This is a genomic window from Blastocatellia bacterium, assembly GCA_035275065.1.
Classification (GTDB): Bacteria; Acidobacteriota; Blastocatellia; order UBA7656; family UBA7656; genus DATENM01.
The window spans coordinates 172,856-192,638 of the sequence record DATENM010000054.1; the positions used below are offsets into that span (position 1 = coordinate 172,856).

Consider the following 19,783-nt stretch of genomic DNA (forward strand, 5'->3'; position numbering starts at 1 on the left):
GTAGGCCATATGCGGCGCCAAGAGAGAACCAGGAGCAACCACCCCGCTCATCAAAGCGCCACCGCGCACGGCGCAAGACCGGCCCCGGCAACCGCTGCGCCATCCTCTCCGCTTCTGCGACTGCAACACCGCATCGGCAACCGCGCAACGGGCCGCTTGCTGCAAGCCAGGCTCAAGGTGAGCCAGCCCGGCGATGCTTTCGAGCAAGAGGCCGATGAGGTCGCCGATCACGTCTTGCGCATGCCCGATCTGATGTCGTCCGGCGCTTCTGAGGGCTCATCGCCATTCATTCAAAGCCACTCTGCGCCAGCCATCAATGGCCGCGCCGCCACGCCCGCCGCACAGGTTCACTCGGCTGCGGGTAACCGCGCTCAAGCGTCAGCCGGGAACGCCGCCACGCCCGCCGCGCCGATGCTGATGCGACAGCCCGCCGCGCCGGCCCAGGCCCCTCCTTGCAGCCAGGACCAGATCACTGACATCGGCGACATCGGCAAGGAGGTGGTTTTTCTGGTTCTGGAGCCGGCGCTGACCAAGCTTGATACCTACATCAGCTCGGACCCCAATCAAAAGCCGGACAAAGAAACTCGACAGGTGGCGCTGATGCTCTTCCGTAACTTCGACGCCTATGGCCCGGCCGGGCGAAAGATCGCGCCGCAAGTCCGCAGCACGTTAAGCATCGTCAAGAGCAAGTCCCAGAACTGGCTGAACCTGTTTGACCTGGCCTGTCCACCTTTACAAACTTATGGGCAGTGCCCGCAGGCCACCGCCTACATCACAGACCAGAGCAAACTGACGTTCTGTCCCTCGTTCTTCAAGTCGACGCAGCCCTGGCGGTTCCATACGTTTATTCACGAGATGGCTCACGCGTCGGGCACCAATATCATCGACCGCGGCTACACCCATCAGCGCATCTATTCGCGGTTGACCACCGCGGAAGCCTTGTTGAATGCGGAATCCTATTCGCGCTTCGCGATGGAGCTTCATGACGAAGATGTCCCGGCTGAAGAACGGCAGTTCCAGCGCTTTAACTTCCCCGACGACAAGTACCCCGGGTGCAGCGGCGCGCAAAGCGGGATCATCAGCGAGGCGCTCGCCTGGGCCGAGATATGGAACTACTCCGCCTTTAACGCCTTCTCCGACGCCGACGCGCTTCTCGGGTTCGCCGACATCCTGGCCGGCTTCGGCGTCGCCCAGGCGACACCGCCGCCTGCTCATCTCAACAACGCGCTGGTTGTCGAGTATCAAAACGCGTACAAGGCAGCCCGCAATTTCTTCCAGCAAGACCTGACGTTTAAATGCGACGACCGGGACAGCGATGCTTGTGAGAAAGCCGGCCTCTTGATTAAAGACGGCGTGAGCTTCAAGGTATGCTCTAAATGGCTCAAGCCCGGACAGCAAGCGGGCTGGGCCAACTCGATTCTGCAATCCGTTTATAAGGGCCTGCTGGGCTTTCCGAAATGGGTGGCCGCGTCGAGCATCGCCTATCAGATTCACCAGCGCGGCGCGGCGCTCCCGAAGCAGGCGAGTGTGCCCGCCCCGGCCCCGACGCAGGCGGCGGTCGGGCCGTCGCCGCAATCATCTGTGAGCGGCGGCGGCAGCGCCGGTAACGGCACGACGCCCGCCGCGACCGCGGCCACGACAAAGAAGCGAGATGAAGTCGCGGTGGGCCGCAAGGGGTGTCCCGTTCCTGAGCTTCAGGAAAAACTCAACATCGCCAACAAGTCGTCCATTCCGGTGAGCGGGGTTTTCGACAACAAAACGCGACAGGAAGTCATCAACTTTCAAAACGCCAACGCCCTGCTGACGACGCCGGGGGTTAAGAAAGGCGTCGCGGACGCCAAGACCTGGGAGACGCTGCACACGAACGTGCCGGGCAACCACGGGGTGCCGACCGGCGAGACCTTTACGGCAATGGGCTGGAGCAGTGGCAACGACGCCACCATGCTGAAGTGGAAACAGCAGCTTCAACCGACGACCACAGACTTCTCAGGCTGTGTGGTGGAAGAGGAAGACCCCGTCGGCTATCCGCGCGCCAATACCTGCTGCAAGCCGGGCGAGCTCGACTGCATGAAGAAAATCACTGGCGGCAGGTGGACGGTCGGCAAGAATAACGAGTTTAGCATCGATACAGTCGGCCTCATCACTTTCCAGGTGGATAAATATCGCATGCGCAATCGTGTCCCTTGTAACTATGCAATCCCCCAAAGAATGGTGCTGGTCAGGCCGGAAGGCAACGTCGAGTATATACAGAACCTGCTGATTTATTACATCAGCTCGACCGAGGTGTTTTGCATGAAGACGAGTCCCATCGACATGAAATTCGATAAAAAGAAATATCCATAAGGTATGATAGACGGAAAGGCCAAAAGCTGGCTACGTGGATAGTAAGGTAGTTATCAAAGGCTGACGGAAACCTTCTCCGTCAGCCTTTTCGCTTTAGCCATTCATGGCCGGTTATTGCGGCACCAGGAAGGTGAGCGCGTCGGGCTCGACCGTCACCTCGATGGTTGCCGGCGGCGTATGTGCGGCCATTGCCGGGTCATCTTTATCGAGCCAGATTTTGTCGTCGATGTGAACCTCCGAGCCCTGCCAGATCACCCGCAGATGTTTGCCGCGCCGCACCGTCAGGCGCGGGCAAGCCTCTGGCGTGTGGCGGCGCTGGCGCAGGTAATCGAGCAGGGCGGCGCGCTCATGCTCGGCGACGAAAACAAAATCGAGGTGGCCATCGCCGGGGTCGGCTTCGGGCGCCAGTCGCAGGTTAGGGCCGACCGACTTGATATTCATCGCCTCGATCCATACGTACTGGCCCGTGAAGCTCTGCCCATCAATAGTCACCGCGACGTTACAGGGCGGGTACTCGGCAGCCAGCGCTTCGAGCGCCGTGATGTCGCTGCGCAGTTTCTGATCCGGGTCATCAAAATCGATATTGTACTCGTCGTCAATCTCGTCGAGGATCGACATCAAGCCGCTGAACAGCCCCAGCCCGACGCCTTCGATAAAGCGGCTCTCGCCTTTCGGGCCGCGCGCCAGGCCGACATCAAATCCTCGCTGCTGCGCCGCCGCCCAGCCAGCGATCAACGGCTGCGGTGACCCTTCGATGCCGAGCGACCTGGCGATATTGTTGGCCGTCCCGCAAGGCAGCACCGTCAGCGGAATGTTGCGCCCGAGCAGTTCCATCGCTGCCTTGCGCACCGTGCCGTCGCCGCCCGCAACCACCACCAGATCGGCGGGCTTTTTCAATGCCGACTTATAATCCTTCTTGGAGGATTGGTATAAAACATCGTGCCCGGCGCGCTCAAGCAACGCCGTCAGCTCACTGGCCGAGAATGATTCATCGCCGGCTGTTGGGTTGTGAATCAGTGTGACGCGCATTCGCCGTAACCGCCTTTATCACAAGTCGCTTCAGCCGCTAATGAGCAAGCCTGTGGCCAGAGCCGGGAAGGAACAGAAAATGCTTTTTCTATCAGCAGGGCTGGCAAGTGAGTAAGCGCCATTTACCAAGAGGAAGCATGAGAATACTGATTTCAAACGACGATGGAATTTATAGCCCGGGGCTGCTGGCGCTGGCCGAAGTCGCTTCGCGCTATGGCGATGTATGCGTCGTCGCGCCCGACGTCGAGCAGTCTTCGATGAGCCACGCCATCACCTCTTCGCGCCCGCTGTCGTACCGCCGCGCGTCCTTAAAAGAGTTCGAGGCTTATCGCGTCAACGGCACGCCTGCCGATTGCGTGGCGCTGGGCGCGTACAACTGGGAGAAGGCGGACGTGGTGTTGTCAGGCATCAACCTGGGGCCGAACCTCGGAAGCGCGATCTGGCATTCGGGCACGCTGGCGGCGGCCAAGCAAGCGGCGTTGTTGGGGCTGCGCGGCATCGCGTTCAGCACGCCGGTCAACGACGACCTGCCGGACTTCCCAAAGCTTGCGCCCTATGTTGCCCGCGTGCTTGAAATCCTGCTCGCCGAGCCGAGCTTCAAGCTGGTCAACGTCAACATCCCCGCGCAACCGAAGGGCCTGCGCTGGACGCGGCAATCCTGCCGCCAGTACGATGGCCGCGTCGTCCCCGGCACCGACCCGCTGGGACGAACGCACTTCTGGTTTACGGTCAAGCCGATTCACGAGACCGAAGAAGGCACAGACCGCCGCGCCATCGAAGAGGGATACGTTTCGATTACGCCGCTGCGCCTCGACCTGACCAACGAGAAACAGCTCGAAGAGGCGCAGGCACGCATTCCGCTGACGTGAAGGCTGCGGCAGCCACCTTTTCAAAGCGCTTTCCGCAAATTTCGCAGCGGGCATTTTCCTTTGCGCCGCTTCAGTGATAAAAAGAGGGGTCTGCCGCTGCACACTCGACCGTAGCAGGAAAGCGAACCGATGCGAATCCATCGCAGCTATGTCCCCCGCACGACCGGCGCTCAACGGGTCGGCGCGGCGCTGCTCTACGGCCTCGCCGGTTTTGTGAATGAGCCTACAAAATGATGAAAGCTATTGCCTGCCTGATTCTCTCGACGGTCTTCAGCCTGTCGCTTGCGGCGCAGACCAGGCCAGTTTTGCCGAAGTACAAAAACCCGCGCCTGCCGACGGATGAGCGGGTCAACGACCTGATCTCGCGGATGACGCTGGAAGAGAAAGTCTCGCAGATGATTGATCGAGCGCCGGCCATCCCGCGCCTCGACATCCCGGCTTACAACTGGTGGAACGAGAGCCTGCACGGCGTGGCGCGCGCCGGCATAGCGACCGTGTTCCCGCAAGCCATCGGACTGGCGGCGACCTGGGACACAGACCTGATGCGCCGCGTTGCCGACGTCATCTCGACTGAAGCGCGCGCCAAGCATCACGAAGCCGTGAGACATGGCGATACGGGGCGCTACAAGGGGCTGACCATGTGGAGCCCGAACATCAACATCTTTCGCGACCCGCGCTGGGGCCGCGGCCAGGAGACCTACGGCGAAGACCCTTTCCTGACCGCGCGCATGGGCGTGCAATTCGTCCGCGGGCTGCAAGGCGACGACCCGAAATACTTCAAGATCATCTCGACGCCAAAGCATTTTGCCGTGCACAGCGGCCCGGAGCTGGACCGCCATCGCTTCGATGCCATTACCGATCAGCGCGACCTTTATGAAACCTACCTGCCGGCCTTTGAAGCGACGATCAGAGAGGCCGGCGCCGATTCGGTGATGTGCGCTTACAACCGTTTTATGGGCGAAGCCTGCTGCGCCAGCGACACGCTGGAGAGAAAAATTCTGCGTGACGATTGGCGCTTCAATGGCTATGTCGTCAGCGACTGCGGCGCGGTCTCGGATATCTACAACGGTCACAAGCTCGTCAAGACCGTAGGCGAAGCGTCGGCCCTGGCCGTCAAGCGCGGCACGGACCTGTCGTGCGGTCAGGAATATACCTCACTGGTTGACGCCGTGAAGCGCGGGCTAATCAGCGAAGCCGAGATAGATGTGTCGCTCAAGCGCCTCTTCACGGCGCGCTTCAAGCTCGGCATGTTCGACCCGCCAGAAATGGTGCCCTACACGCGGATTCCCATCTCGGAGAATGATTCGCCGGCGCATCGCGAGCTGGCGACGGAAGCGGCGCGACGATCTATCGTCCTGCTCAAGAATGCGGGCGGATTGCTGCCGCTTAAGCGTGACTTGAAAAGGATTGCCGTCATCGGCCCGACGGCGGACGATGCCGGCGTATTGTTGGGCAACTACAACGGCACGCCTTCGCGCTCTGTGACCTTGCTGGCAGGGATCAAAACGAAAGTCTCGCCGCGGACCGAAGTGGTTTACGCGCAAGGCTGCAAGCTGGTCGAAGCCGGGCCGAGCGACAACGCGCTACGGCTTGCGGCAGATGCCGACGTAGTGATTTTTGTAGGCGGCATTACACCGCGCGTCGAAGGCGAAGAGATGAAAGTTGAAGTGGAAGGCTTTCGCGGCGGCGACCGCACAGACATTCGCTTGCCGAAGGTGCAAGAGGAATTGCTCAAGGCTCTGCACGCCACCGGCAAGCCGGTGATTCTCGTTTTAACCGGCGGCTCGGCCCTCGCGGTCAACTGGGCGAACGATAATCTGCCGGCAGTGATTGAGACGTGGTATCCCGGCGAAGAAGGCGGCACGGCGCTGGCCGACGTTTTGTTCGGCGACGCGAGCCCCGCGGGCCGCCTGCCGGTAACGTTTTATAAATCGGTCGAGCAGTTGCCGCCGTTCGACGATTACCACATGGCGGGCCGCACCTATCGCTACTTCACGGGCGAGCCGCTCTACCCGTTTGGTTATGGTTTAAGCTACACGCGCTTTGCTTATGACCGGCTGGCGGTGCCCCGACGGGCGCGGGCCGGCGCTAACGTCATCATCAAGGTTCGCGTGACGAACGCCGGCAAGATGGACGGCGACGAAGTGGTTCAGCTCTACGTCAAAGACGTGCAGGCGTCTGTGCCTGTGCCGCGCCGCGCGTTGCAAGGCTTCAAGCGCATTCACTTGCGCCAGGGTCAGTCACAAGTGGTTTCGTTCACGCTGACGCCGCGCCAGTTTTCGCTGATCGATAGTCAGTTCAAGCGCGTCGTCGAGCCCGGAGAGTTTGAGATTGCTGTCGGCGGCGCGCAACCCGACAGCGTGCCGCCTTCGACGCAGGTCGTTACGGCCAGGGTGACACTGACCGGCGCGGCCTTTGCGGTCAAGTAATCATTAGCAGCAGCGCTCATCGCTTTTCAGCCGGATTGATCTCGACATAATCGATGGCGGCCTGCTCGCTGCCGTCAGCCGTGGCTTCGATGCGGATCAGGTCGCCGGGGCGCAGGGCCAGGCCGTGAACCCTGTGGCGTGTCGAAGCGTGCGCGTCCGGTTTCGTCGTCGGCAATTGCTCGTCGGCAAGCCATTCGTCAACTCGTTGCCCGTTGACCAACAGCTTGAACGCAGAGCGGCCATCGCTCTCGTCGAAATACTGCACGTCGAGATCAAACCAGCCGGCGCGGCCATCGTAGCGAAAGCTCGCCGTCCCGTGCCGCTCACTGCTCGTACACGCAATCGCTTTGCTGCCTGATGCCGCTTCCCACGGAATGATGTCAATGACTTGATAGCCGTCTAGCTGCATCGCTTCGGCTTCGATGCGATTCGGATAATGGCCCACCCGGCCTTTCGCGTCAACTAGGCCCGACTTGCGCAAGAAGTAATTGCAGACCGCATCGCGCCAGACTCGCGCATGGCCGGCTTGATACTCAAGCCGCGCCAGCACCTCTGCATAACGTGACTCGTCAATGCGCCCTTTGAGCGCCCGCCAGCGGTTGACGAAGCCTGCGGCCATCTCAGCGCCTTCGTAATGCGAATCATAGATGTGCTGGATCACTGTTTTGCCCGAATGCAAGACGTGGGCGTAGGGAACGTGATGCATGAACAACAGCAACTCGTCGGGACAGGTCGCAAGCTGTTCGTATATCTCCGCGACAGGTTCGCGGTACTGCCCTGTGTAGCCGGTGCCGGTAGCCTGTGTGCGATCCATGCCGACGCCTTTATCGTCGGCGCGGTGCCACTGGCCCCAGCCGTTATTTTCCGACGAGTCGGGAGCCGGCCCATAATGAATGTTGATGATATCGGTCAAGGTGCCTGCGCCGAGCGGCCCTGTGTATTTCTCGTAAGCCGGCCACGAGTCCAGTTCGAGCGCGACAATCGTTCGCACCACCTGCGGGTCGTCGCCGAACGTCTGCCGCGTCCACTCTTCGGCAATCTGCTGACTGCTCAGATCAGGGTTCCAGGCCAGCCGCCCGAAGCCGTAGAGGTTGGCCATCGCCAGGTGATGACCGAGCCATGTGCGGCTTGCGCCGACGTTCGCGACCGCGACCATGCCGCCGATGGGGCGCTTGAATGTGCGGCCCGCAACCAGTTGCTTGACCGGCGTGCCCGCCGACTTTGCCTGCATGTCAAAGTCGAGCACCGCTTTCCACATCGGCACCAGAAAGCAGAGGTGGCGCTGCTGGCCTGTGTACTCCTGAGTGATTTGCAGCTCGATCACTTGATTGGTCTTTTCAAGCCCGCCGAACAAGGGCGACGCTGGCTCGCGCACCTGAAAGTCAATCGGCCCATGTTTGATCTGCAATACGGCGTTATCGTCAAATTGGCCGTCGAGCGGGTGCAGGTTGTTGTAAGCGGCGGCGGCGCGGTCATTCTTCAAGTTGCGCCAGTCCATGTGATGGTCATAAACAAACCCGCGATAAAAGATGACGCCGCCGTGTGGGCCGAGGGCGCGAGCAATGACGTTCGCCGCGTCGGCGTGCGTGCGCCCATAAGCCGACGGGCCGAGGCGGCCTTCGGAGTCGGCTTTCAACACGAAGCCGCCGAAGTCAGGAATCGCGGCGTAGATTTCATCGGCTTTCGTCTTCCACCAGCGGGCGACGCGCGCATCGAGCGGATCAAAGGTGTCGAGGCCGCCGATCTTCTGCGGGCTGCTGAAATCAACCGAGACGAAGAGCTTGACGCCCCACGGGCGAAAGACTTCGGCGACGCGGGCGAGTTGCGGCAGGAATTCTGTGGTGATGACGCGCGGGTTGGCGTTGACGTTGTTGATTGAACAGGCGTTCACGCCGACCGAGGCCATCAGCCGCGCGTAATCGCGCACGCGGCCGAGATCGCTGACGACGTTGTTGTTAGCAAAGAAGATGGATGGGCCGGCATAGCCGCGCTCAATCGTGCCGTCGAGATTGTCCCAGTGATTCAACATGCGAACCCCCGCGTAAGGGTTCTCCTGCACATCGAGCGCATCAACCGCTTCGCCGAGCGCCATGCGGCGCAAGAGCCCGAACGCGCCGTACAGCACGCCGCGGTCATTCGCGCCGGTGACGAGCAAATACGCATGGCCGCCGCGCTTCACGGTCTTTAGCCAAAAGCCGTCGGCGGTCAACGCCAGGCTCGGGCCGAGCGAGGGAAACATTTTACGCAACGAATCGATAGTGCCGAGCAAGATCGCGTCTTCATCAGGCAAGCGCGAAACGACGCGCAAGCTCCGGTCAAGCATCCCGCGCACGCCGCGCCACAGCTCTTCACGAGCGGCTTTGATCACCGGCGACTCATCAAGCGCCACCACTACGGCAGGCAAGCGGTCATACGTTTGCCTGATCGCTCGCTCGTCTACCGCGGCATAGCGCAGCCACGCGTCATAGCCGGCGGCGCGCGGCGGCGGCGATGCCGGCGCGATGGCGTTTAACAACAGAATGGCGACGGCGGCTACCCACATCGGGCGATGATGGTTCTTCATTAGACATGCTCTTAATGGAATTCGTCTCAGCATAACATAAGCGCGGCGGCGCTCTGAATCAGCGGCGGCTTGAATGACGAATCGGCAATCTGTCAGAATGTCGGCCCAGATCACCGCAAGCGAGATTGACCATGAAACTCAAGCCAATGTGTGCTGTCCTTCTGCTGACACTCTCAATTGCCGGCGTCGCCGCCCAGGCGAATTCGTCGCAAACTACCCGCGCGCCGCGGCGCGCTACGGCTCGGCCTCTGCGCGATTATCCGGTTAAGCCTGTGCCGTTCACCGCCGTGCATTTCAATGACCAGTTCTGGGCGCCGCGCATTGAGATTAACCGCCGGGTCAGCATCCCATTCGCTTTTCAAAAGTGCGAAGAGACCGGGCGCATCGCCAACCTTGAGCGCGCCGCTGCCGCTATCCGCAACCAGCCGAACCGTGACAAGAAACTGCCGGCCTACCCCTTTGACGACACCGATATTTATAAAGTCATCGAAGGCGCGGCCTACACCTTGAGCGTGCAGCGCGACGCGCGGCTCGAAGCCTACATTGACGGATTGATCGTCAAGATCGCGGCGGCGCAAGAGCCGGACGGTTACCTCTATCCGGCGCGCACGATCAATCCCGAAAAGCCGCATGCGTGGGCCGGCGCGCATCGTTTCGAGTTAGAGCGCCTGGACAGCCACGAGCTTTACGAGATCGGCCACCTCACGGAAGCCGCCGTCGCTTATTATCAAGCGACCGGCAAGCGCGCCTTGCTCGACGTGGCGCTCAAGTGTGCCGACCTGCTCGACCGCACTTTCGGACCCGGCAAGCAGAGCATCTGGCCCGGCCACCAGATCACCGAGATGGCGCTGGCGCGGCTCTACCGCGAGAGCGGCGATGAGCGTTACCTGCGGCTTGCCAAGTTCCTGCTCGACGCGCGCGGCCCGGATGGCAGCAAAGGCGGGGGCCGCACCTACAATCAGTCGCACGCCAAAGTCACCGATCAGGCCGAAGCCGTCGGCCATGCGGTGCGCGCCACTTATATGTATTCGGGGATGGCCGACGTAGCGGCGCTAACGGGTGATGATTCTTACATTCGCGCCATTGACCGCATCTGGAGCAACGTCGTCAATCAGAAGCTCTACATCACCGGCGGCCTCGGGGCCATCGGCAATATCGAAGGCTTCGGCAAGAATTACGAGCTGCCCAACATGACGGCGTACAACGAAACCTGCGCCGCCATCGGCAACGACTTCTGGAACTATCGCCTCTTCTTGCTGCACCAGGACGCGCGCTACATTGACGTGATGGAGCGGACGCTTTACAACGGCTTGCTTTCGGGCGTCTCGCTCGACGGCAAATCGTTCTTCTATCCCAACCCGCTCGAATCCAATGGCCAGCACCAGCGCAGCCCGTGGTTCGGCGTCGCCTGCTGCCCCGGCAACATGACGCGCTTTCTCGCATCGGTGCCGGGCTACGTTTACGCCGAGCAGGGCGACACGCTCTACGTCAATCTCTATGTCGCAAGCACGGCAGCCATCAAGCTCGACAATGGCCGCGCGGTTCACATGACGCAAGCGACGAGCTACCCGTGGGCCGGCGACGTTCGCATGACTGTGACGCCCGACCGCGCCAGCCGCTTCAGCGTCAACGTCCGCATTCCCGGCTGGGCGCGCAACGAAGCCGTGCCCGGCGACCTCTACCGCTTCAGTGATAACCTCAATGAGCCGGTCACGCTCAAGGTCAATGGCCAGCCGGTGGCGCTCGCCGTCGACAAAGGCTATGTCCGGCTGAGCCGCGTGTGGAAGCGCGGCGATGTGATTGAGCTTACATTGCCGATGCCCGTGCGCCGCGTCGTCGCCAACGATCAGGTCGAAGCCGACCGCAACCGCGTCGCCTTGCAGCGCGGCCCGCTGGTCTATTGCGCCGAGTGGCCCGACAGTCCCGACCATCACGTGCGCAACCTGCTGCTCGATGACAACGCACGGCTCACGGCAGAGTTCCGCCCCGACCTGCTCACGGGCGTGACGGTCATCAAAGGCACGGCGACAGCCCTGGCCTATAACGAGGCGGGACAGGTGGCGAGCAAAGAGCAAGCCTTCATGGCGATTCCTTATTACGCGTGGGCCAATCGCGGCCCCGGCGAGATGCTGGTCTGGATTCCCAATCGCGCGGCGAGCGCCCGGCCACGGCCTCTACCGACTATCGCTTCGATGAGCAAAGTGCGGACATCGGGCGGGCGCAATCCGCGCGCCATCAACGATCAGGAAGAGCCGCGCGCTTCTAACGATCCGTCGCCTTTCCACTGGTGGCCCAACAAAGGCACCAGCGAATGGGTCGAGTACGCTTTTGAGAAAGCGGCGACGGTTTCAGAAACCGCCGTCTACTGGTTTGACGACACAGGTGAAGGCGAATGCCGCGTGCCGGCGGCGTGGCGCGTCCTCTACAAAGACGGCGACCAGTGGAAGCCGGTCGAGAGCCGCGAGCCTTACGGAGTCGCCCGCGACCGTTATAACCGTGTGAGCTTCAAGCCGGTGACGACCACCGCTTTGCGCCTGGAAGTCACCCTGCAACCGTCGTGGTCGGCGGGCATTCACGAGTGGAAAGTAAACGAGTGAGGCCGCGGCCCTGTCATAGAGCCGCGGCCTCAGCGGGCGGGTGATTCGCCAAGCTCACCGGCTGACCAGGAAGACGTCCCAGGCCCAGCCTCCGACTTGCGCGCCGCGGGCATCGTAGACTTTGGCGCGGTAGCGGAACTGGTTGCCGTACTCGTCCGTCCTCCGCGATTCTTTATAGTTCAGCGCGATGGCGTAGACGCCAAGTTCCGCCAGCGCGTGCAACTCATTCGGCTCAGAGATGCCGTTGTGATTGGTGTCTTGCCATAGACGCAGTGATGAGAAGATAGCATCCCGGCTATCGATGCGACCATCGCTATTGCCGCCGTTCTCCAGCTTGTCATATTCGGCAAGCGCCATGAAGCCGTTGCCGTCCGCCGATGGCGGCTGCGGCGTGAAGTTGCCGAACAGCTCCCGGCCATCATCAATGACGCCATTGCCGTTGCGGTCTAAAGCGAGCCACGCATCGTCGGAGTCGGCGGCAGTCCAGGGATACCACTGCTTCCGGCCATCGCCGTTGAAGTTGAACAGGACGCCCTGCTGCGCGTCTGTCAGATCAAAGCCATTGCCCTGAACGTCGATGAGAATGGGCGAAGTAACCTCGCACTTACATGTTTGATAGTTGAATTGTCTACCTTCGGGACATTGATAGACCTCCTGACATCCGCCGCTGCCGGGGTCCGAATAGAAGCAAAATAATCCTATGGTCTTGATGGTCAGATCATCGCAATAGGTTGGAGCCTGAAGCAGCGCCTCCGGTGTGCATCGGATCATGACCGAAGCGTTACAAGGCTGGCAACCATAGCAATCATTCATGCCGAAGCTGTGACCGATCTCATGAATCATGATGGTCTTCCGTATGTAAGGAGTGTCTTCGAGAGGAGAAGTGCCGCCAACATAGGTTACAGCTCCCCTTGAAAAAGTACCATTCGGCTGTGGGGTTGTTGTCCAATGAGTTAAGATAGTCTTCTGCACTTCATATAAGTAATCGCCGGAAGTCTCGGAAAAGACTACCCCTGAACAATTATGATTTATCCCCGAATACCCGTTCCAAATCGTGAATGCCTGCCGGTAAAGGTTTTTTTCTGCATCGGTGAATAGTACATCGGGTGTGTTCGGGTCTACGGTGAAATAGTAATGTACCCTGGCCCCAGACGGCCAACAATAACTTGCCGGGAAAGACGGATTAAAGACGGGTATACTGGGACAACTAGTTTGCGTTTCGGCTTCGGGAAGGAAAACCGGCAGGACCAGCAGGCTCACGAAGACTGACAATACAATTGTGCCGAAAAGGGAGAGGCGATGCATAATTTTTCTCCTGGGAGCAAGTTGGCTGCGGCTTACTTGACGCTCGACCTTACAAGATCGAGAAAGGCGGTCTCTTCATTGCCATCGAAGAAGGCACATTGGGGGAATCTGTCAATGGACATGACTCGACCGTCTCTCAAATCGTATGCCGTGATAATAAGGTAATCTTTGCCTTCGGGACTATACTTAAGAAACAGCACGTAGCGATGCCCGGTTTCTGGCATGCCACGATTCGCATCCCAGACTAGAATTGACCGGCCACTAGGTAGAACCACCTTTGCGCCGAAGCGTTCAGCGATGATTTGGCTGCCGGTGAGGTTAGCTGAACCTTTCATCACCTCTGTGATGTTGATGGTATATTCTGAATAAGCGGTGGATTTCTTTTCTGTCACATAGCCTTTTGCGTCGGCGATTATCCCGACCACAACCAAATCGCTTTGCTCCATAGGCAATCCCCGCGGTTCAAATGGCTCACGTGAAACACCTGCTATTTCGGTAATATCTCTGGGCATATCTTCAAACGATGTACTTCCTCCTGGGTATCGCCTGCCTCTGGCTTTTCTGAGTTGGCGCACAGCCAAGTCTTGAGGCTCAGGGGCAGCATACTCCGCCTGCGGCAGTGCGGCCTGACTACGCTTTACCTTTTCAATATCGCCTTTCAGGCGCTCCTGCTCTAATTTCTGACGTGACTGCGAGGCGGCTTGCTCCTGTCTGTTGGCGAGTAAAACCAATACGACCATAACCGTGATGATAACCAGAGTGAGCAAGCGCGGCGATTTACTAGTATGCATAAATTCCTTTCTCAACTACTCTCGGCATTGCAAGTAATCTTGTGGCGTAATGAATATACTAATATGAATTTCAAGTCAAGCCATGATTTCTTGCCAGACATTTCCACTCGTCGCCTATTTTAGCGGGCAGGATTCGCGCCTCGCATTTGCCAAGCGCCCGGCTCTCTTGTATGTTTTTTAGCGATTCTCGGCGCAGTTCATCGGGGGATGCCGGGCAAGTCGTCAGAATCCGCGCAACGAAAGGTAAATCACAGATAACGGGTGCCTCCCATGGCTTCGATCTTCTCTCGTCGTCAATTCATCTTCGGCATCGGCGCGTCCGTGGCCTTTGCATCCCGACGCCCGACCGTCGCGGCGCGCTCGCTTGCGGCGCGCCACACGTCAAAGAAGCATGTGGTCGCGGCTGATCCCTTCACGCTCGCCGTCATCACCGACGAGATCAGTCAGGACTTCGGCCACGCGCTTGAAGTCGCGGCGAAAGAGTTCGGCCTCGGCTTTGTCGAGCTGCGCGAGCTATGGGGCAAAAACCTGTTTGCGCTCGACGCCAAACAGGTGGCCGAAGCCCGCGCCCTGCTGAAGCGTTTCAACCTGCGCGTCTCGTCCATCGCCTCGCCCATCTTCAAGGTGGACTGGCCGGGCGCGCCGCTCTCGCCCTTCAGCCCGAAGCGCGATCAGTTCGGCGCCCGCTACACCTTCGAGCAACAAGACGAGCTATTAGAGCGCGGCTTCGAGCTGGCGCGCACGCTTGAAACCGGCAACCTGCGCATCTTCGATTTCTGGCGGCTCGACGACCAGAAGCCTTACCGCGCGGCTATCGATAAAAAGCTCGCCGAAGCCGCGGCGAAGGCGGGCCAGCACGGCTTCACTCTGCTGCTTGAAAACGAGCATGCCTGCAACACCGCGACGGGAGCCGAAGCGGCGCGCACGCTTAAGGCGGTGCCGTCGCCGCACCTGAAGTTGAACTGGGACCCCGGCAACGCGGCGGCGCGCGGCGAGTCGCCCTTCCCCGACGGCTACGCGCTGCTGCCCAAGGCGCGCATCGGCTACATGCACTGCAAGGACCTCATCCGCAAGCCGTCGGGCGGCACCGAGTGGGCAGCCATGGGCAAAGGCGTCATCGATTACGTCGGCCAGTTTCGCGCCTTGAAGCGCGACGGCTATCGCGGCTTCTTGAGTCTGGAAACCCACTGGCGCGGCGGCGGCACGCCTGAAGAATCGTCGCGCCAGAGCATGGCCGGCATGAAAGACCTGCTGCGCCGCGCCGCGAGCGCTTAATGTCGCTGTGCGCCATGATCGCTCAACGAATATCTGCCGCCCGCGCTCGCCGCGCTTCTCATCCACTTCTGCCCAATGTGAGCGAGCCATTTTCAGGAAAGGAAAAGCGATGAGGAATCAGGATTGGCAATTGTGCTTTAAAGCGGCGCGCAAGCCGCTCGGCAAAAGCTGGCTGTGGCTTTTCATCTTCCTCAGTCCGCTCTTTGCCGCCCGCACGACTTCGGCGCAAGTGCTCGGCGATCCCATAGACATCAGCCATGACTTTCAGAAGATGGAGCAGGTCTACTTCGTCGGCAGCCGCGTCGTCAGCTTTGATCCGGCGACCGGGAGCGGCACGCTGCAATGGGACAGATACCTGCGCGGCACGACGCTGTCATTCAACAAGGTGGATGTCACTTTGAACAAAGGCCGCGCGACGGAGTTTCCCGGCACCGAGTACGACGAAAACCCGCAACTGCCATTCTCGCTCACTTTCGTCAGCCCGCGCACGATTCGCCTGCGCCTCTCGACTCACGCGCCGGCAATCACCGATGCGCCGTCGCTGATGCTCGCCGGCACACCCGCGCGTGATCGCTCGTGGCGGGTGGCGCAAGACGAACGTAGCGTTACCTACACCAGCGCCTACGGTCGCGTGGTGATCGTCAAGAGCCCCTGGCACGTCGAGTTCTATGACAACGCCGGCCGGCTGCTGACGCGCACGCAGAACATCAACGACCCGCACACCTACACCACCCCGATTCCTTTTTCGTTCATCCGCCGCGCCAGCGACCTGAGCCGCAGCGTCGCCGCGACCTTTCAGCTATCGCCTGACGAAAAGATCTTCGGCTGCGGCGAATCGTTCACGCGCCTGAACAAGCGCGGCCAGAAGGTCGTCGCCTACACGCGCGATGCGATGGGCGTGCAGAACGAGCTGATGTACAAGCCGATCCCCTTCTTCATGAGCAGCAACGGATATGGCATGTTCGTTCACACCTCGACGCCTGTGACCTTTGATTTCGGCAAGAGCTATGACGCGCACAACGTCATCTATGACGGCGACGAGAACCTCGACCTCTTCATCTTTCTCGGCAGCCCGAAAGAGGTCCTCTCGGAATACACTCAGATTACGGGCCGCAGCCCGGTGCCGCCGCTCTGGTCATTCGGCCTGTGGATGAGTCGCATTACTTACAAAGCCGAAGACGAGGTGCGCGAAGTGGCGGCCAAGCTCCGCCAGTATCGCATCCCGACTGACGTGCTGCACCTTGACACCGGCTGGTTCGAGACCGACTGGCGCAGCAACTATCGCTTTTCGACTTCGCGCTTCCGCGACCCAGGCCGTATGATCAGCGACCTCAAACAGCAAGGCTTTCACATCAGTCTCTGGCAATACACCTACTTCACGCCGAAGAACGAGATTTATAAAGAAGCGGTAGATCACGGCTACGTCGTGCGCAACCAGGGCGGCGGGTTGCCGTTTGAAGACGCGGTGCTCGATTTCAGCAATCCGCAGACGGTGAAGTGGTATCAAGGGCTGCTCGCCAACCTGCTGAAGATGGGCGTCGGCGCGATCAAAGCCGACTTCGGCGAAGGCGCGCCGGCCAACGGCCTTTATGCGTCGGGCCGCACGGGCTTTTACGAGCACAACCTCTACCCGCTGCGCTATAACCAGGCGGTGGCCGAAATTACTAAACAGGTGACGGGCGACACGATCATCTGGGGGCGCAGCGCCTGGGCCGGCAGCCAGCGTTATCCGCTGCACTGGGGCGGCGACGCCGAAAACACCGACTCGGCGATGGCCGCCGAACTGCGCGGCGGGCTGTCGTTCGGGCTGTCAGGCTTTACCTACTGGAGCCACGACGCCGGCGGTTTTGTTGACCCGTCGCCGCGCGACCTCTATGGCCGCTGGCTGGCGATGGGCGCGCTGACCTCGCACACACGCACGCACGGCGCGCCGCCGAAAGAGCCGTGGGGTTATGACGAAGCGTTCGTTGATCAGTTCCGCCGCACGATTGAATTGAAGTACACGCTGATGCCTTACATCTACGCGCAGGCGGTGGACTCGTCGGCGCACGGCTACCCGATGTTGCGGACGCTGTTCTTCGAATACCCCGACGACCCGACCGCATGGCTGATTGAAGATCAATATATGCTCGGCTCTGATCTGCTGGTCGCGCCATTGATCGAAGCGGGCAACAGCCGCCGCGTCTACCTGCCGCCGGGCGCGTGGATCGATTACCAGAGCGGCAATGTCTATACGGGCGGCGGCTGGCATCAACTGACCGCCGGGGCGATTCCGATCATCCTGCTGGTTAAAAATCACGCGGTCATCCCGCACGCCGCCATCGCGCAGAACACCGCGGCGATAGACTGGAAGAACATTGAGCTGCGGGTCTTCAGCACGGACACGTCGCAAGCGACGGGACAGTTTGCGATGCCGCAGGGCAGCCTGCAAACGCTCAAGCTCGACGGCTCGGCGCAGGGCTTCGCGTTGAAAGACGATCCGCTCAAAGGCCGCGTGACCTGGCAGATCAAACGCTTTGCGACGAAGTAAGGAGATGTAGAGTTGAAGAGACAGACGATGCTTTTGCTTTTGTCCGTATTCGCTCTCGTGTGTGGCAAGGCGTCGGCGCAGGCCGACAGCTTGCCGCTGAAGCTGCTGTCGCCCGACGGGCAGGTTGAAGTTACGGTGGCGCTCAACAGCGAAGGCGCGCCGGTCTACTCTGTGGCCTATCGCACCCAGCCGGTGATCGTCCCGTCAACGCTCGGCCTGGAATTCAAGCAGGGCGGCTTGCTGTCAAAGAATCTGCGCCTCACCGCCACGCGGCGCGACGCGCACGACGAAACGTATTCGCTCGTCGTCGGCAAGGCGCGGCAGGCGCGCGACCATTACAACGAGCTGGTCATCTCGCTCGAAGAAGCGCGGTCGCCGCAGCGTAAGCTGGACCTCATTTTTCGGGCTTATGACGATGGCGCGGCGTTCCGCTACCGGCTGCCCGCGCAAGCGGCGTTGACTGATTTCGAGATCGCCGCCGAGCGCAGCCAGTTCCGCTTCCCGACCGACCTGACCTGCTGGGCTTTGCAGCGCGACAGTTTCTCGACCAGCTACGAAGGCGAGTACGACCGCTTGACGCTGAACCGCATCAGCGCGGGCGCCATCATCGGCCTGCCGCTGGTCGTGCAGATGCGCGACGAAGCGACGACCGTCGCCCTCTCGGAAGCCGACCTCGACGATTACGCCGGCCTGTACTTCACAGGCTTGAACAATGGCTATGGCGTCCAGAGCCGCCTGTCGCCGCGCAAAGACGACACAGGCATCGCTGTGCGCGGCCACGCGAAAGGCGACGGCTTCCGCACGCCCTGGCGCGTCGTGATGGTCGCGAGCCAGCCGGGCAAGCTGATCGAGTCGTCGCTGATCCTAAATCTCAACCCGCCGAACGCGATAGGCGATGCGTCGTGGGTGAGGCCCGGCAAGGCGGCGTGGGACTGGTGGTCCGGCCCCGTCGCTCAAGGCGTCAAGCAGGTGGGAATGAACAACGAGACGATGAAGTATTACATTGATTTTGCCTCGGAGTTCGGCCTCGAATACATGCTCATTGACGCCGGCTGGTACACGCCGGTCGCCTGGGGGCCGAACGCCGACTTGAAGGCCGACATTACGAAAACTGTGCCGGCCATCAACCTGCCGGAGCTGGTCGAGTACGCGCGCTCGCGCGGGGTCGGCGTCTGGGTCTGGTTGAACTGGGTGCCGGCGAACAACCAGATGGACACGGCGTTCCCTTACTATGAAAAGCTCGGCATCAAGGGCGTGAAAGTAGATTTCATGGACCGCGACGATCAAGAGATGGTCGCCTTTTATCACCGCATCTTGAAGACGGCGGCGGCGCATCATTTGATGGTGGACCTGCACGGCGCGTACAAGCCGACGGGGCTCGCGCGCACCTACCCGAACTACATCACACAGGAAGGCGTGATGGGCGCGGAGTACAACAAGTGGTCGGCGCGCGTCACGGCGACGCACAACCTGACGCTGCCATTCACGCGCATGCTGCTGGGGCCAATGGATTACACGCCGGGCGGCTTTCGCAACGCGACGCGCCAGGAGTTCAAGATTCAAAACACCGGCCCGCAGGTGATGACGACGCGCGGCCAGCAGTTGGCGATGTACGTGGTCTATGACAGCCCGTTCGCCTGCGTTTCCGATAGCCCGGACGCTTATCGCAATCAACCCGGCTCCGTCTTCCTCAAAGTCGTGCCGACGAGCTGGGACGAAACGCGCGTGCTGGCCGGCGAGATCGGCCAGTACATCGTCATCGCCCGCCGCCGCGATCAAGTCTGGTACGTCGGCGCGATGACCAACGAGCAGGCGCGTGAGGTTCAGGTGCCGCTCGGCTTCCTCGGCAGCGGCACCTATCACCTCGCAGGCTTCGTGGATGGCGTTAAGCCGACAAACGTTCGCCGGCTCACCGAGACCGTCACCGGCGGCAGGCTGCTCACGACCGGCAGGCGCAATGGCGCGGACCATCTCAGTATCAAACTCGCGTCAGGCGGCGGCGGCGTGCTTCGGTTCGAGCCGTAATTTGATTTACAAACGGATTAATCAACG

Annotated in this window: 11 protein-coding genes; 7 read left to right on the plus strand and 4 right to left on the minus strand. The window is 60.7% G+C overall.

What is annotated here, in order from left to right:
* The first annotated feature begins 9 nt into the window (after positions 1 to 9).
* Positions 10 to 2,343: a peptidoglycan-binding protein gene (locus VJ464_12105; protein ID HKQ05869.1), complete on the plus strand. Its 2,334-nt coding sequence runs from the start codon at positions 10 to 12 to the stop codon at positions 2,341 to 2,343.
* A gap of 111 nt (positions 2,344 to 2,454) precedes the next feature.
* Here VJ464_12105 and VJ464_12110 read toward each other — a convergent pair whose 3' ends face one another.
* Positions 2,455 to 3,372 carry a diacylglycerol kinase family protein gene (locus VJ464_12110; GenBank protein HKQ05870.1) on the minus strand — a complete coding sequence of 306 codons (918 nt, stop codon included), beginning with the start codon at positions 3,370 to 3,372 and terminating at the stop codon, positions 2,455 to 2,457.
* 137 nt (positions 3,373 to 3,509) lie between these two features.
* On the opposite strand from VJ464_12110, the gene surE reads away from it, so the two are divergent.
* Both surE and VJ464_12120 read left to right on the plus strand, forming a co-directional pair.
* Complete coding sequence (gene surE / locus VJ464_12115) at positions 3,510 to 4,241, plus strand: 5'/3'-nucleotidase SurE (protein HKQ05871.1); 732 nt, start codon at positions 3,510 to 3,512, stop codon at positions 4,239 to 4,241.
* A gap of 230 nt (positions 4,242 to 4,471) precedes the next feature.
* Complete coding sequence (locus tag VJ464_12120) at positions 4,472 to 6,670, plus strand: glycoside hydrolase family 3 C-terminal domain-containing protein (GenBank protein ID HKQ05872.1); 2,199 nt, start codon at positions 4,472 to 4,474, stop codon at positions 6,668 to 6,670.
* Between the two features lie 16 nt (positions 6,671 to 6,686).
* On the opposite strand, the gene VJ464_12125 is transcribed toward VJ464_12120, so the two are convergent.
* Complete coding sequence (locus tag VJ464_12125; protein ID HKQ05873.1) at positions 6,687 to 9,233, minus strand: alpha-glucuronidase family glycosyl hydrolase; 2,547 nt, start codon at positions 9,231 to 9,233, stop codon at positions 6,687 to 6,689.
* 131 nt (positions 9,234 to 9,364) lie between these two features.
* Here VJ464_12125 and VJ464_12130 point away from each other — a divergent pair, with 131 nt between their 5' ends.
* Entirely contained in the window at positions 9,365 to 11,830 is a 2,466-nt protein-coding gene (locus VJ464_12130; protein HKQ05874.1) for a glycoside hydrolase family 127 protein, read from the plus strand.
* A 54-nt stretch (positions 11,831 to 11,884) separates the two neighbouring features.
* Here the strand turns inward: VJ464_12130 and VJ464_12135 are convergent, their stop codons facing one another.
* Entirely contained in the window at positions 11,885 to 13,135 is a 1,251-nt protein-coding gene (locus VJ464_12135; protein HKQ05875.1) for a hypothetical protein, read from the minus strand.
* 32 nt (positions 13,136 to 13,167) lie between these two features.
* Positions 13,168 to 13,941 (minus strand): hypothetical protein, encoded by a 774-nt coding sequence (locus VJ464_12140; GenBank protein HKQ05876.1) that lies wholly within the window; start codon positions 13,939 to 13,941, stop codon positions 13,168 to 13,170.
* A gap of 255 nt (positions 13,942 to 14,196) precedes the next feature.
* On the opposite strand from VJ464_12140, the gene VJ464_12145 reads away from it, so the two are divergent.
* From VJ464_12145 to VJ464_12155, 3 genes are all read left to right on the plus strand, one after another.
* Entirely contained in the window at positions 14,197 to 15,201 is a 1,005-nt protein-coding gene (locus VJ464_12145) for a sugar phosphate isomerase/epimerase family protein (protein ID HKQ05877.1), read from the plus strand.
* A gap of 109 nt (positions 15,202 to 15,310) precedes the next feature.
* A complete protein-coding gene (locus VJ464_12150) occupies positions 15,311 to 17,731 on the plus strand; it encodes a TIM-barrel domain-containing protein (GenBank protein ID HKQ05878.1) in 2,421 nt (806 codons plus the stop codon).
* 27 nt (positions 17,732 to 17,758) lie between these two features.
* The gene (locus VJ464_12155; GenBank protein ID HKQ05879.1) at positions 17,759 to 19,756 is read left to right on the plus strand and encodes a glycoside hydrolase family 97 protein; all 1,998 of its coding nucleotides are present in this window, start codon (positions 17,759 to 17,761) and stop codon (positions 19,754 to 19,756) included.
* The last annotated feature ends 27 nt before the right edge of the window (positions 19,757 to 19,783 follow it).

What these genes read in the sequence shown, in the direction of transcription:
- surE (HKQ05871.1), top strand. Translation starts at nt 3,510, where the DNA reads ATGAGAATACTGATTTCAAACGACGATGGAATTTATAGCCCGGGGCTG.
- VJ464_12125 (HKQ05873.1), bottom strand. Translation starts at nt 9,233, where the DNA reads ATGAAGAACCATCATCGCCCGATGTGGGTAGCCGCCGTCGCCATTCTG.
- VJ464_12130 (HKQ05874.1), top strand. Translation starts at nt 9,365, where the DNA reads ATGAAACTCAAGCCAATGTGTGCTGTCCTTCTGCTGACACTCTCAATT.
- VJ464_12105 (HKQ05869.1), top strand. Translation starts at nt 10, where the DNA reads ATGCGGCGCCAAGAGAGAACCAGGAGCAACCACCCCGCTCATCAAAGC.
- VJ464_12135 (HKQ05875.1), bottom strand. Translation starts at nt 13,135, where the DNA reads ATGCATCGCCTCTCCCTTTTCGGCACAATTGTATTGTCAGTCTTCGTG.
- VJ464_12110 (HKQ05870.1), bottom strand. Translation starts at nt 3,372, where the DNA reads ATGCGCGTCACACTGATTCACAACCCAACAGCCGGCGATGAATCATTC.
- VJ464_12120 (HKQ05872.1), top strand. Translation starts at nt 4,472, where the DNA reads ATGATGAAAGCTATTGCCTGCCTGATTCTCTCGACGGTCTTCAGCCTG.
- VJ464_12155 (HKQ05879.1), top strand. Translation starts at nt 17,759, where the DNA reads ATGCTTTTGCTTTTGTCCGTATTCGCTCTCGTGTGTGGCAAGGCGTCG.
- VJ464_12145 (HKQ05877.1), top strand. Translation starts at nt 14,197, where the DNA reads ATGGCTTCGATCTTCTCTCGTCGTCAATTCATCTTCGGCATCGGCGCG.
- VJ464_12150 (HKQ05878.1), top strand. Translation starts at nt 15,311, where the DNA reads ATGAGGAATCAGGATTGGCAATTGTGCTTTAAAGCGGCGCGCAAGCCG.